This window comes from Providencia sp. PROV040, from assembly GCF_032706145.1.
Lineage (GTDB): Bacteria > Pseudomonadota > Gammaproteobacteria > Enterobacterales > Enterobacteriaceae > Providencia > Providencia hangzhouensis.
In genome coordinates this window covers 1942282-1957218 of record NZ_CP120530.1, presented here as the reverse complement: position 1 = coordinate 1957218, position 14937 = coordinate 1942282, and the positions used below count along the sequence as shown (strand labels likewise).

Sequence of the window (14937 nt, the reverse complement as noted above, 5' to 3'; positions counted from 1 at the left end):
TAGCCTTACACCCATATCAGCGGTAAAATTTAAGTATTAAATAAAGAATGTAGGCTTATTGTGAAAAAGAACGCTGTACAAACCGCACGCCTAAGTTGGAATGACGAAGGCACACCCATGTCTGAACAGTTTGCAGATATCTATTTTTCTAACCAAGATGGCTTAGAAGAGGCTCGTCATGTGTTTTTGCAAGGAAATCATTTTCCTGATCGCTTCGCGACGCACCCTTTCACAACCTGTGTGATTGCCGAAACTGGCTTTGGTACTGGGTTGAATTTTTTAGCATTATGGCAATCTTTTAAACAATTTAAAGCCGGAAATCCAAACGCAAAATTGCAACAATTACATTTTATTAGTTTTGAAAAATACCCATTAACACAATCTGACTTAATGACAGCCCACCAATGTTGGCCTGAACTGAGCAGCTTCTCACAATCCCTTTGTGAAAATTGGCCACAAGCCTTACCGGGTAACCAGCGGATCATGTTAGAAAATGGTAGCGTGATATTAGATTTATGGTTTGGTGATGTAAATGAGCAAATATCTTTACTAAAAAACAATTTAAACAATAAGATAGATGCTTGGTTTTTAGATGGTTTCGCTCCCTCAAAAAATCCCGAAATGTGGAGTGAACAACTGTTCACTAATATGGCAAAATTCGCCCGCATCAATGGAACTTTTGCAACATTTACCGTGGCAGGTTCCGTTAAACGAGGCCTTCAACAAGCTGGCTTTACCCTTAAAAAAGTCAAAGGCTTTGGTAACAAACGAGAAATGTTAACTGGGGTCTTAGCTGAAAAAGAAATTAATATCCCAACGCCTTGGTTTGCCAGAAAAAGCGCAGATAACCCAACTGATGTCGCTATCATTGGTGGTGGGCTTGCCAGTTTAACAGCGGCCTACGCCCTTCATAACCGCGGTGCTAAAGTCACCTTATACTGCCAAGATGCACAAGTTGCACAGAATGCTTCGGGCAATCGCCAAGGGGCTATTTACCCCTTACTCACCGGCAATAGCGACCCACTCGAACGCTTTTTTGTCAGCGCTTTCCCTTTTGCTTCTCGCTTTTATCACCAATTAGCAAAACAAGGGCTCACGTTTGATGGGCAATGGTGCGGTGTAAGCCAATTAGCGTATAACGACAAAGTGGCTCGTAAAATAGCAGGAATGCTAGAAACTGAGTGGCCGGCTGATTTTGCTATTGGTAAAAATCGTCAGCAACTGAGTGATATTTGCGGCGTTGATGTCAACCATGATGGCATTCATTATGCGTCTGGAGGATGGCTGTGCCCTGCCCAGCTTTGTGAGAGTTTACAACAATATTTACAACAGCAGGGTATTACCTTCTGTTTTGAACATAATGTCGTTGAATTAAAACAAACAGAACAAGATTGGCAGTTATTAATTGAAACCGCGCAACACAAACAGCTAACACGTGTTCACTCAACTGTCATTATTGCTAATGGGCACAAGCTGCGCCAATTTGCTCAAACCGTTAATTTACCTATTTCGCCTGTGCGAGGGCAAGTCAGCCATATTCCAACCAATCACACCCTACAACAACTGAAAAATGTTCTGTGCTTTGAAGGCTATTTAACCCCTGCCGATGCCACGGGTACACAACATTGCTTAGGTGCTAGCTACCAACGTGAACGACTTGATTTCGATTATAGTGAAGAGGAACAGCAAGGGAACCGCCAAAAGCTGGTTGATAACCTACCCGATGTAACTTGGCCTAAGGATATCGATATTTCTCAACAACGTTCACGCCAAGGTATTCGTTGTGTTATTCGCGACCATTTTCCGTTATTAGGCAATGTGCCTGATTTCGAACAACATGTGGCACTCTATCATGATTTGCCCACTCAAATTGCCAAAAAACAGCCTATTGCCCTCGCTCCGGTGCACCCAAATTTATTTATTTTTGGTGCATTAGGGTCAAGAGGGCTATCAACCGCACCACTTTGCGCAGAATTGCTTGTGGCGCAAATTTTTGGGGAAGTACTCCCCCTAGACGATGAAACTCTTGCAGAACTCAACCCAAACCGTTTTTGGATAAGGAAATTATTATTAGGCCGCCCTATTAAACTTCCTTATTGATACATTAAGTTAATGAGATAGCCATTACACAGCGGTCTTCAGCAGCAAACCCTGCATCGACCTCAGACTGTAAAATAGCCTGTAGCTCGGTGGTTAGCTCATGACTTTCAAGAATTTTAAAACCCAAGCGTTGGTAATAAGGTGCATTCCAAGGCACATCGCGGCAAGTGGTCAATGTCACTACCGTGATATTCCGTGCCAAAGCAGCACCAAGTACCTGCTTAATCAGCTTTTTACCCAGCCCGCGTCCTTGCCATGGCTGGCAAACAGAAACCTCACAAATATGCAGGCTAGTATGATGATCTTCAGCATTGATAAAACCAATTGGTTCATCACAATCATTCACTGCTACCCACTCTAATTGCTCAGAAATAAAAGCGAGGTGGTCTTGCTCCGTTTGCCCATCACCTTCAGCAAGCCATTTATATTTTTCGATACTCGTAAATGCCTGGCCTGCGGAGGCTTCCACCGGAGGAAGATATTTGGCATCAAGGGGGGTTGCTAAACGAATCTTCGCCATAATTTTTACTCGCAACAAAATTTAGCTAACAAAAAAGCGGGTTTCCCCGCTTTTCATGCAGAACTCAACAAATTAAATGGCGTTATTTAATAAGTTTCTCCACATATCTAAAACCAGTACTTGGTCTGGTGGTGTCAATTCGCCAGCTTTGATGGCATTTTGAATACTGACTTCGACACGTTGATATAATGCTTCAGAACTGGTTTCGTTTTCTTCTTCCAGTTCAGCCACAGCAAGGGTTAAGTGACCACGCAAATAGCCGCCAGCGAAGAGTTCATCATCGCTCGCGTGTTCAACCATATCATCAATTTTCGTTAGTATGCGTGTTTCTAAATCCGCAAGCATGCTTAATCCTTACTTAAATGTGTGTTCATTAGGCAAAAATATCTTCCGGATAAGGAAAAGCTTCTGCACAAAGAGGTGGCGTATTGTAAAACAATTGTAACGCATTAATAAAGTGTAATGGCCGTTCAGGGATGCCATTTTCTAAATAAAGCATGACTTGTGCATGAACTTTGCGCATAAACGCAATACGATCAGGCTCAAAATCCCCCTCTAAGTTGTCACAACTGACATTAAATGGAATGCCAACGGCAACACAAAACAGCCAGTCCAACGCTTGGGGCTTGATTTCCACCACTTCAAACTCACACTGTGTTTTTTCATCTCGCCCATCTGGGCAATACCAATAACCGTAATCGACTTGCTGACGTCTTGCCTCCCCAGCAATACACCAATGTGAGATTTCATGCAGCGCACTGGTGAAAAAACCATGTGCAAAGACGATCCGGTGATAAGGCATAGCCTCATCTGCGGGTAAATAAATGGGTTCATCATCCCCTTTTACCAGCCTGGTGTTATATGTCACACCAAAACATTCATCAAAGATATTGATTAGGTCCTGATAATTATGTGTACTCATGAATAATTTAAATCATCTTAAAATAATGAGAGAAACCAAGCTTTAATCACGTCACCATGGCTATCATGGAGTAATTTAATACTCATCAGTAACGAAATCACCACGATCATCGGCCTGATCAGTTTTTGTCCTTTGGTTAAGACCAAACGCGCACCTAAACGAGCGCCAACCATTTGGCCGATTAGCATAACAAAACCTAAGGCCCAAAGAACATGACCCCCGATAATAAAGAACACTAAAGAGCCAAAATTAGAGGCAAAATTAAGTAACTTCGCATGCGCAGTGGCTTTGGCAAGATTATAACCAAGCAACAAAACATAACCCAATGCCAAAAATGAACCGGTTCCGGGACCAAAGGCACCATCATAAAAACCCAGCGTCATCCCAATTGCCACCCCGAAGAAAGGCATACTGATACGCTGTTGGCGGTCTTGTACACCAATTGATGGCGTCAATAAAAAGTATAAGCCGACGCAAATCACCAAAATGGGCAATAACTGTTTTAAGAACGCGGTATCAATCATTTGAATGACAATCGCACCCAGCATGGCACCAATCATGGTCATAATGAACGGAAACAGTTGTGCTCGTAAATCTATGGCTTTGCGCCTAACAAAATAGAGCGTTGAAGAAAACGAACCGCCAACCGCTTGCAACTTATTGGTTGCTAAAGCTTCAACAGGTGTTATCCCCACAGATAACAGGGCTGGGATCGTTAATAACCCACCACCACCCGCGATGGAGTCAATAAACCCTGCAAACAGCGCAACAAAGAAGAGTAAAGCATAAACTTCAGGTGCAACGGCAGTTAGCCAATCCATTTTACTATCCAAAGAGAAGAAATATCATGATGTTGATGTGAATATATCGCCAGTCAGGTTTGGTGATATCACAACCTAGATGAGGTATTTTTAGGAGGCTTCATCCGAACCTTCATCATCAACAAAGCGACCTTATAGGCCGCTCTGTTGTCACTACATAAAACACAGTAAAACCGATTACTCAAAAGGTTCCATTGCTGGCGTTACATCCGCACACTGGCCACGATGACGTAAATAGTGGTCCATTAGAACAATCGCCATCATTGCTTCCGCAATCGGTACCGCGCGAATGCCTACACAAGGGTCATGACGCCCTTTGGTGATCATTTCCACTTCCTCGCCATCACGGTTTAATGTTTTACCTGAAACGGTAATACTGGATGTCGGCTTTAACGCAATATGTGCAATGATAGGCTGACTGCTGCTAATACCGCCTAAAATACCGCCTGCATGGTTTGATGTGAAACCATTTCGTGTAATTTCATCACGGTTTTCGCTGCCTTTAAGCGCAATAACACCGAAGCCATCACCAATTTCCACCCCTTTCACTGCATTAATACTCATTAATGCATGAGCGAGATCGGCATCTAATCGGTCAAATACGGGCTCACCTAAGCCTGCAGGCACATGCTCTGCAATGACAGTAATTTTAGCGCCAATCGAATCACCTTCTTTCTTTAAACCGCGCAATAATTCGTCAAGAGCCTCTAATTTGCTTGGATCTGGACAGAAAAATGGGTTTTCTTCGACAATTGACCAGTCTTTTATTTCACAAGCGACGGAGCCCATTTGCGTTAAACAGCCATGAATTTGCACACCGAGCTTTTCTTGTAAATATTTTTTCGCAATCGCGCCTGCCGCAACACGCATTGCCGTTTCACGTGCTGATGAGCGGCCACCACCACGGTAATCACGCTGGCCGTATTTTTGTTCGTAAGTGTAATCCGCATGGCCCGGCCTAAACACGTCTTTGATTGCACCATAATCTTGCGAACGCTGGTCAGTATTTTCAATCAATAAACCGATGCTGGTTCCGGTTGTTACCCCATTAAATACACCCGATAAAATCTTTACTTGGTCAGGTTCACGACGCGCAGTCGTATAACGTGATGTTCCTGGACGGCGACGGTCTAAATCTTTTTGTAAATCTGCTTCTGTTAGTGCTAAGCCTGGGGGAACCCCATCGACGATGCAACCTAATGCAACCCCGTGTGATTCCCCAAATGTGGTCACACGAAACAGCTGCCCAATTGAATTTCCTGCCATCGGAGTTTCCTATTCTAAGCCATTCTTGTTTTACCAAGAATTTTGGTTGTTAGTTATTATATCGTTGTGTCGTTATTATTGATTACATGATCTTGGAACATCACGCAACTGTTGATTAATCGATATAAAGCTCAAAATGTGCGTGGTGCTCAACAAGTTGTTCACGTGTTAACATAAACACACCATCACCGCCGTATTCGAAGTCCAGCCAAATAAATGGAATTTCAGGGTATTGTTCAATTAAATGAACCATACTGTTACCCACTTCGCACACTAACACCCCTTCTTCCGTCAGAAAACGCGGGGCATTCGCTAAAATACGGCGTACCAGTTTCAAACCATCACTTCCAGCAGCCAGTGCTAATTCAGGCTCGACACGAAACTCTTCTGGTAAATCGTCCATATCTTCCGCATCAACATACGGTGGGTTCGTCACGATCAGGTCATATTTAACCTCTGGCATATCACGGAATAAGTCAGAACGAATCGGTATCACACGGTGTTCTAAACCATGATTGGCAATATTTTGTTCAGCCACCGCCAGCACATCACTTGAAATATCAACCGCATCGACTTCTGCATCAGGGAACTCATAAGCACAAGCAATCGCAATACAACCACTTCCGGTACATAAATCAAGAATGGTTTGTGGTTCATCAGCCACTAAGCCAACAAAGTGGTTATTGATTAACTCACCAATTGGCGAGCGAGGGATAAGCACACGTTCATCAACATAAAATTCATGACCACAGAACCATGAACGATTTGTCAGGTATGCAACTGGAATACGCTCATTGATACGGCGTAAAACACGCTCAATAATACGGTGACGCTCTGTTGGCGTTAAGCGGGATGTTAACAGCTCATCGGGCAGGTCTAGAGGCAAGTAAAGTGTTGGTAACACCAGTTGTAGCGCCTCATCCCATGGGTTATCTGTACCGTGGCCATAGTACACATTAGCCGCATTAAAGCGGCTCATCGTCCAACGCAAAATATCTTGAATGGTATGAAGTTCTGCAACGGCTTCATCAACGAAAATCTTTTCCAAGAAGGGGTTCTCCAGCCTGTATTTTGAAAGGGAATATATGAATAGTTAAAGTTTGCCATGAAGTGAAAGACAAATCAGCAGATTAATATAATAAAATTTGCCCAAAAAGTCTGGTTATCGCGCTTATTAATGAATGCGGTGATGTAAAAACGCCCTTTATTTTAGCTAAAGGGCGTGAGAAAAATAACAAGCTCAGTAAGAAAGTAACAATATTAGCTTTCGTTTTGCAGCACGACTTCCGCCTCTTTCGTAGGTTTTTTGACCCAAAGTGCATAGGCGATAGCCAGTAATACTAACCAAACAATTCCGACATAGAGCGCAATTCGTGTTGATTCAAAATACCCCAGTACACCAAAAACAAATACCATAAATGCGATGGCTAGAATAGGTGCGACAGGCCACATAGGCACAGGGAATTTTAATTGGCTAATTTCTTCTGGTGACATTTTTTTACGCATTGCAAACTGTGACAGTAAAATCATCAACCATACCCAAATGGTGGCAAATGTTGCAATTGACGCAATCACTACAAACACATCATCAGGAATGACATAATTCAATACCACTCCGACTAACAGCACCGCAACCATGACTAATACCGTCATCCAAGGCACACCATTTTTTGTCAGCTTGGTAAAGGCTTTTGGCGCTTGCCCTTCATGTGCCATGCCATACATCATACGCCCAGCACCAAATATATCACTGTTAATCGCCGAAATTGCCGCCGTGATCACCACAATATTTAAGATATTCGCTGCAGATTGAATACCTAAGCTGTCGAAAATTTGCACAAATGGGCTACCTTGCTGCCCAATTTGGTTCCACGGATAAATGCACATTAAGACAAATAAGGTCAGGACATAAAACAGTAAGATGCGAATTGGCACGGCATTAATCGCTCTTGGGATAGTGGTTTCCGGGTTTTTCGCTTCACTCGCAGTAATACCAATAACTTCAATTCCCCCAAATGCAAACATCACCACGGCAAAGGAAGCAATCACCCCACCAATACCATTTGGCATAAACCCATCGTGAATAAATAAGTTTGATACCCCAACCGCATGGTCTGCCGCTTGGCCAAAACCAAACATCATAATGGCTGCACCACCAACAATCATTGCAATAATCGCAATAACTTTAATGATTGAAAGCCAAAACTCCATTTCGCCGAAAGTTTTCACGTGGCATAGGTTTATTGCACCAATAAAGAAAATAATGCTCAACACCCAGATCCACTGCGCAACCTCCGGAAACCACAGTTTCATATAAACACCAAATGCTGTCACGTCCGCCAAGCAAACAATAAGCATTTCAAAAACATAGGTCCAACCCGCAAAAAAACCGGCTCTCGGCCCTAAATAATGACTAGCATACTGTGAGAACGACCCAGCAAGTGGCCGATGGACCGCCATTTCACCCAACGCTCTCATAACCATAAACACTGCAGCACCGCCGATAATATAGGCGAGTAATACCGCGGGACCAGCAGTTTCTATTGCTTTCGCTGAACCATAAAACAAACCTGTACCAATCGCAGAACCTAAAGCCATAAATCGAATGTGGCGCGCAGAAAGCCCTCGCGCAAGTTGTGATGTGCTTTGCATGATTTATCCTTCGTATTATTTTATTGTCGTGCAGATAAATACTTCAGGCGGCCAGTACATTGCCAGCCACCTTTTATTTGCTTGATAAACTAGTTAGAAAAAACTGAATCAGCCTTGAACAGCGCGGACAGTTTATATTGGTTAATTAAATTAATTGCCGCTTCAATATCAGGGGCAAAATAACGGTCTTTATCATAGTAAGCCACTTGGTCACGTAATGTTTTACGTGCTTTCTCCAAGGTTTCACTCGATTTCAAACCTTCGCGGAAATCCATTCCCTGACACGCTGAAAGCCATTCAATGGCTAAAATACCCGTGACATTCTTTGCCATTTCCCATAAACGACGACCCGCGGCAGGCGCCATCGAGACATGGTCTTCTTGGTTGGCTGATGTCGGCAGGCTATCAACACTCGAAGGATGGGCTAATGCTTTGTTTTCACTGGCTAATGCAGCCGCGGTGACTTGAGCTATCATAAAACCTGAGTTAACCCCCCCATTATTCACTAAGAAAGGAGGCAACTGTGACATGTGGGTATCCATCAATAATGCAATACGGCGTTCAGATAACGCACCGATTTCCGCTAACGCAAGCGCAATATTATCGGCTGCCATAGCAACAGGCTCTGCATGGAAGTTACCACCTGAAATAATATCGCCATTATCGGTAAAGACTAGCGGGTTATCCGACACGGCATTTGATTCAATTAAAATCACTTCAGCGGCTTGGCGAATTTGGGTTAAACAAGCCCCCATCACTTGTGGCTGACAACGTAGTGAATAAGGGTCTTGCACTTTCACGCAGTTCTCATGGGACTTCGCCAACTCACTGGTCGGTGATAAAACATCACGGAACATCGCCGCAACATCAATTTGCCCTTTTTGCCCTCGAACCTCTTGCACGCGTGCATCGAACGGTTTACGAGAGCCCAGTGTGGCTTCAACACTAAGCGCACCACAAACAATGCCAGATAACAGCAATTTTTCTGCTTCAAATAACCCTTTCAACGCAAAAGCCGTGGAGGTTTGCGTGCCGTTTAATAGGGCTAAACCTTCTTTAGCTTCCAATTTTAGTGGCGCTAACCCTGCTTTTTCTAACGCTTTTTTCGCTGAAATCCATTTGCCTTCATAGCGTGCTTTCCCTTCCCCTAACAGAATTAGACTCATATGTGCTAATGGCGCTAAGTCGCCAGAAGCCCCCACAGAGCCCTTCGCAGGAATAAATGGATAAACTTGCGCATTCACTAATGCAATCAAGGCATTAATGACTTCAAGACGAATACCCGAGAAACCACGAGCTAAACTATTAATTTTAAGCACCATGATTAAACGTACGAGGTCGTCATCTAACGGCTCGCCAACACCCGCAGCGTGAGACATCACGATAGAGCGTTGTAATGATTGCAAATCTTTAGTCGCAATGCGGGTATTGGCAAGCAAACCAAAACCTGTATTGATACCATAAGCGGTTCTATCTTCTTCAATAATTTTATTGACCGTCGCCACACTTTTCTCAATAGCCGCGTGAGCGCGTTTATCCAGTACCACTGTTACTGCCTGTTGGAAAACAATGCGGAGGTCTTCGAGTGTCATTTTTCCTGGGTGAATGGTTAACTTAGTCATCATGGCACTCCTTAACGTGTTTTAATCATTGGTAAATTAAGATTTTTTTCCTGCGCACATGCGATAGCGATGTCATAGCCCGCATCGGCATGGCGCATGACACCGGTTGCCGGGTCATTGTGCAACACTCGGGCAATACGCTCTGCTGCTTCATCCGTTCCATCACACACAATCACTACCCCAGAGTGCTGAGAGAAGCCCATACCTACGCCACCACCGTGATGTAAAGATACCCACGTCGCACCACTGGCTGTATTTAATAACGCATTGAGTAACGGCCAGTCTGAAACGGCATCAGAGCCATCTTTCATGGATTCTGTTTCACGGTTTGGGCTGGCCACTGAACCTGAATCCAGATGGTCACGACCAATAACAATCGGGGCCGAAACCTCACCGCTTCTTACCATCTCATTGAATGCTAAACCTAATTTAGCGCGATCCCCAAGCCCTACCCAACAAATACGTGCTGGCAAGCCTTGGAAGCTAATACGTTCACGAGCCATATCCAACCAGCGATGTAAATGCTTATCATCCGGTAGCAGCTCTTTCACTTTCGCATCGGTTTTATAGATATCTTCAGGATCCCCTGATAACGCGACCCAGCGGAATGGGCCAACACCGCGGCAAAATAGCGGGCGAATATAAGCAGGCACAAAACCTGGGAAATCAAACGCATTCTCTACGCCCATTTCCAACGCCATTTGGCGAATATTGTTCCCATAATCAAACGTAGGAATGCCTTGTTGTTTGAACGCTAACATGGCTTTAACATGTTCAGCCATGGATTTTTTCGCTGCCAACGCGGTGGCTTGGGGCTCTTGGACACTGCGCTCACGGTACTCTTCCCAGCTCATCCCAATTGGCAAATAACCATTTAGCGGGTCATGAGCACTTGTCTGATCGGTCACCATATCCGGTTTTACACCACGTTTGACAAGCTCAGGCAGAATTTCAGCGGCATTGGCACACAGTGCAATAGAAATGGCTTTTCCTTCCGATGTGTATTTTTTAAGACGCGCTAATGCATCATCAAGGTCGGCCGCTTGTTCATCCACATAGTGAGTTCTTAAACGGAAATCAATACGGCTTTGCTGGCACTCAATATTCAATGAGCATGCACCAGCCAATGTTGCAGCAAGAGGTTGCGCTCCCCCCATTCCACCCAAACCTGCAGTCAATACCCAACGCCCGGTTAAATCACCATTAAAGTGCTGACGAGCGGCTTCCACAAAGGTTTCATACGTTCCTTGAACAATGCCTTGGCTACCGATATAAATCCAGCTACCTGCCGTCATTTGCCCGTACATGGCGAGGCCTTTCGCATCCAACTCATTGAAATGCTCCCAGTTTGCCCAATGTGGCACTATATTTGAGTTAGCAATTAAAACACGTGGAGCATTTGCATGGGTTTTGAAAACACCGACGGGCTTACCTGACTGAACCAGCAGTGTTTCATCACTCTCGAGTTGTTTTAAGGACTCAACAATTTGGTCATAGCATTGCCAATTACGTGCTGCACGCCCGATACCGCCATAGACCACTAATTCATGAGGATTTTCTGCAACATCAGGATCAAGGTTATTCATTAACATGCGTAATGGGGCTTCTGTCAGCCAACTTTTGGCATTTAATGTGTTTCCCCGCGGCGCCCTAATTTCGATATTTCGATATTTATTATTCAGTGCTGTCACTTATATACCCTCTTTTATCTGTCCATTAGCTACCTTTTATTGTTCTTATAGATATAGTTGTATATACATGTACGATCAATCAATCTTTTAACATAAAGATTAAAAAAATATGATATAAAAATATTTTTATTCAAATAAAACAATTGGATATAAAATGAACCTGATATTTTTGTGTGTGTTTTTTATTCTAAATATGCTTGTTGGATCACATTTAATTCACAATAAATTCACACGAAATGGGTATGAAAGGAAATCACTCGATACGATAAGCGGAAAATATGTTGTATATCATTCCGCCCATACTTTTACGTGGAGAAATAACTTATGACGTGAAACTACCTTTAAGCTTATAGCGGTGACCAGGAAACAATAGTTTGGTACTTGTCACCGTGAAAGACTGGGACCAAGTACGCCTTGTAATTAACAAACAAGATGCGCCTGTGGTAATTTGCAATAACCTCGCTGAGCGCTCATCTGCCTCTACGGCCTCAACAATATGCTCCCCTTGTGTTAAAGGAGCGACTTGAGACAAATAATCATGCGGTGTAATCGATGAAAAATTTTGCTTTAAATAGTCAGGTGCTGCTAAGGCATTGACATATCTGTCTTCAATTTGTACAGGGACATCATTTTCTAAATGTACAATAATAGAATGAAACACGGCGCTATCTGGGCTGATATTTAATTCATTTGCGAGCGCTGGAGACGCTTGTATTTCTTCGAGCTTAATGATCCTGCAACTGTATTTATGGTTTCTTGCCAGTATTTCGGCTTCAATACTGTGTATTTCAAATAGTGCGGATTGCCCCTTTGGCTCAGCCACAAACGTTCCCACACCTTGCAAGCGAACCAATAACCCTTCAGCCGTTAATTCACGTAGTGCTCGGTTAGCGGTCATCCGGCTACATTGAAACTGTGTCACGAGCTCAGACTCAGATGGAATACGGTCATTTGCCTTCCACTCTGCCGTATGGATCTTTTCAATTATCGATTGTTTTACTTGCAAATAGAGTGGGAGCGGTGCCCCCTGTTTATCCTTTTTATCGGCTGTCACAGTCATTTCCAATTTAATGATTAAAATCTTAAGTATTAATATGCTATTCATTGGATAGCATACAACACGACCTTAGTGCTATCGGACATTTTTTATCCTGACAGTCGCGAATAAAAACATCATGCTTAATTATTAAGCATTCACATAATTAAACGATGTAATTTTAATAAAAACAAACAAAAAACAGAAAATATTTAGGGTAAATTGCGGCAAACAACATCATTTACCACTATTAATTATTGTTATTTTCGTAGCTAGAACTGCGGGTCACATATATCACCCGTTTCGATGGGTAATTTTGCCTTCATGCACTCTAATGAACAATGGGTTACTCCCTTGTTCATAAATCATTTCGACAGGCTCTTGCGCATTCCACACAACAAAATCAGCAACAAAGCCCGTTTTCAATTGCCCATGGCTATTTTCACGGCCTAACGCCTTTGCAGCGTTACGTGTCACGCCTGCCCATATCTCCTCCGGTGTCAGCTTAAATAGGACGGCCGCCATATTCATAATAATACGTAATGAGGCAAAAGGACTGGTGCCTGGGTTAAAATCCGTTGAAACTGCCATAGGAACATTGTGTTCCCGCAACAGCTCAATTGGCGGTAACTTGGTTTCCCGTAAAAAATAAAATGCCCCCGGTAATAAAACTGCAACCGTTCCACTCGCTTTAAGTGCTTTAATCCCTTCTAGGTCTAGATATTCAATATGGTCAACTGACAAACCTTTGTAACGAGCAACCAACTCGCTCCCACCTAAGTTTGATAACTGCTCCACATGCCCTTTCACTGGGATCCCTAATTTCTGAGCCGCTGAAAATAATTTTTCACTTTGATAAAGGGAAAACCCCACACTTTCACAGAAAACATCTACCGCCTCAAACAGGCCTTTTTCCCATAATTCAGGCATGATTTTTTGGCAAATCAAATCAATGTATTCATCAGGTCTATCTTTATATTCAACGGGGACAGTGTGAGCGGAAAGCAGGGTTGAACTGACTGAAATAGGATATTGTGCAGATAACTGTTTCGCGACTTGTAATTGTTTTTCTTCATTTTCATAGTCAAGCCCATAACCTGATTTCATTTCAATACTTGTCACGCCTTCTCGAATTAATGCTTCGAGCCTTGGTTTAGCTCGTTCAAACAATTCGTTCTCGCTCATCTTACGAGTTTCACGCACAGTAGAATTAATTCCACCACCTTGAGAACTAATGGTTTCATAAGAAACCCCATTCATTCTCTGTTCCCATTCAGACGCTCGGTCACCGCCAAAAACTAAATGAGTATGGCAATCGATTAATCCGGGCGTTATTAATTTACCTTTGACATCAATAACCTGGCAGTCATTTAGTTCGACTTCCTGAGTAGGAACTATTGCAACTATTTTATTATCACGGACAACTAAATCATGGTGTTCAACAAGTCCATAAGGGACCGATAGTTCTGGGTCCATAGTGGCAATACGGCCATTACGCCAAACGATATCTTGTGAGTGTGTTTTGAATACCATCGTTTTTCCTATTGTTATTGAATTCAGTTTTAATCATTGTATTAATAAATAGTATATATATGTATATACAATTAGACTAGCAAGTCCCCTTTTGTCAATGCTTACCTGTAAAAAGGTTATAAAAATGTTACTTCACGCGAACAATCTACGATTATCACCATTCATTAAAAATGAGTTACACTAGCAACCAGAAAAATTAATCACAAAAATACATTACTAAAATTATGAAGAAAAAATTTGGTCTAGAAGATGAAGATATTCGTCTTTTCAAAGAAGCCATTAATGGAGCAAAAAAAATCCGTCAGGATCAAGTCCTGCACGCACCTGTACGTGCCAAAGTGACACAAGCATCAAATAAAAAAGTCATGCAAGAACAGGTTGACGCCTCTTTTTATTTTTCAGATGAATTCCAGCCTCAACTTGAAAATGAAGGGCCTACACGTTATTTAAGGCCAGAAGCCAATCCTTATGAATTAAAGAAACTTCGTCGGGGTGACTACGTTCCCGAGTTATTTTTAGATTTGCATGGCTTAACACAAATGGAAGCAAAACAAGAAATTGGCGCACTTATTGCCGCCTGCAAGCGTGAAAATGTCTATTGTGCCTGCATTATGCACGGCCATGGCAAGCATGTTTTAAAGCAGCAAACACCTCTATGGCTTGCCCAACATCCTGATATTATTGCTTTTCACCAAGCACCTAAAGAATGGGGTGGTAATGCTGCCTTATTACTACTTATTGAAACTGCGGAGAGCGCTCGTCGTTAAGCGCTCA

Annotated in this window: 13 protein-coding genes; 2 read left to right on the top strand and 11 right to left on the bottom strand. The window is 42.9% G+C overall.

The window, feature by feature from the left end; all coding sequences use genetic code 11:
• Nucleotides 1-60 precede the first annotated feature (60 nt).
• Nucleotides 61-2100, top strand: a complete 2040-nt coding sequence (gene mnmC / locus P3L40_RS08980) for a bifunctional tRNA (5-methylaminomethyl-2-thiouridine)(34)-methyltransferase MnmD/FAD-dependent 5-carboxymethylaminomethyl-2-thiouridine(34) oxidoreductase MnmC (RefSeq protein WP_136135015.1) — start codon at nt 61-63, stop codon at nt 2098-2100.
• Between the two features lie 4 nt (nt 2101-2104).
• Here mnmC and P3L40_RS08975 read toward each other — a convergent pair whose 3' ends face one another.
• The 11 genes from P3L40_RS08975 to hutI all read right to left on the bottom strand — a co-directional run bounded on the left by P3L40_RS08975 (nt 2105) and on the right by hutI (nt 14163).
• A complete protein-coding gene (locus tag P3L40_RS08975; RefSeq protein ID WP_136135014.1) occupies nt 2105-2620 on the bottom strand; it encodes a GNAT family N-acetyltransferase in 516 nt (171 codons plus the stop codon).
• Between the two features lie 72 nt (nt 2621-2692).
• The gene (locus P3L40_RS08970) at nt 2693-2965 is read right to left on the bottom strand and encodes a YfcL family protein (RefSeq protein ID WP_136135013.1); all 273 of its coding nucleotides are present in this window, start codon (nt 2963-2965) and stop codon (nt 2693-2695) included.
• Between the two features lie 28 nt (nt 2966-2993).
• Nucleotides 2994-3542, bottom strand: a complete 549-nt coding sequence (locus P3L40_RS08965; RefSeq protein ID WP_136135012.1) for an elongation factor P hydroxylase — start codon at nt 3540-3542, stop codon at nt 2994-2996.
• A 17-nt stretch (nt 3543-3559) separates the two neighbouring features.
• On the bottom strand, nt 3560-4363 hold the full coding sequence (locus P3L40_RS08960) for a TSUP family transporter (RefSeq protein ID WP_004257209.1): 804 nt from the start codon (nt 4361-4363) through the stop codon (nt 3560-3562).
• Between the two features lie 177 nt (nt 4364-4540).
• Nucleotides 4541-5629 carry a chorismate synthase gene (gene aroC, locus P3L40_RS08955; RefSeq protein WP_004257206.1) on the bottom strand — a complete coding sequence of 363 codons (1089 nt, stop codon included), beginning with the start codon at nt 5627-5629 and terminating at the stop codon, nt 4541-4543.
• Between the two features lie 115 nt (nt 5630-5744).
• On the bottom strand, nt 5745-6677 hold the full coding sequence (prmB, locus tag P3L40_RS08950) for a 50S ribosomal protein L3 N(5)-glutamine methyltransferase (RefSeq protein WP_004257202.1): 933 nt from the start codon (nt 6675-6677) through the stop codon (nt 5745-5747).
• A 212-nt stretch (nt 6678-6889) separates the two neighbouring features.
• The gene (locus P3L40_RS08945; RefSeq protein ID WP_036957973.1) at nt 6890-8281 is read right to left on the bottom strand and encodes an amino acid permease; all 1392 of its coding nucleotides are present in this window, start codon (nt 8279-8281) and stop codon (nt 6890-6892) included.
• A gap of 89 nt (nt 8282-8370) precedes the next feature.
• Nucleotides 8371-9903, bottom strand: coding sequence for a histidine ammonia-lyase (gene hutH / locus P3L40_RS08940; protein WP_210852355.1), 1533 nt, complete (start codon nt 9901-9903; stop codon nt 8371-8373).
• A gap of 11 nt (nt 9904-9914) precedes the next feature.
• Nucleotides 9915-11594, bottom strand: coding sequence for a urocanate hydratase (gene hutU, locus P3L40_RS08935; RefSeq protein WP_094962702.1), 1680 nt, complete (start codon nt 11592-11594; stop codon nt 9915-9917).
• Between the two features lie 322 nt (nt 11595-11916).
• Nucleotides 11917-12654 carry a histidine utilization repressor gene (gene hutC / locus P3L40_RS08930; protein WP_036957971.1) on the bottom strand — a complete coding sequence of 246 codons (738 nt, stop codon included), beginning with the start codon at nt 12652-12654 and terminating at the stop codon, nt 11917-11919.
• 270 nt (nt 12655-12924) lie between these two features.
• Entirely contained in the window at nt 12925-14163 is a 1239-nt protein-coding gene (hutI, locus tag P3L40_RS08925; protein ID WP_136135010.1) for an imidazolonepropionase, read from the bottom strand.
• A 224-nt stretch (nt 14164-14387) separates the two neighbouring features.
• Between hutI and smrB the strand changes: the two genes are divergently transcribed.
• Entirely contained in the window at nt 14388-14930 is a 543-nt protein-coding gene (gene smrB / locus P3L40_RS08920) for an endonuclease SmrB (protein WP_004257192.1), read from the top strand.
• The last annotated feature ends 7 nt before the right edge of the window (nt 14931-14937 follow it).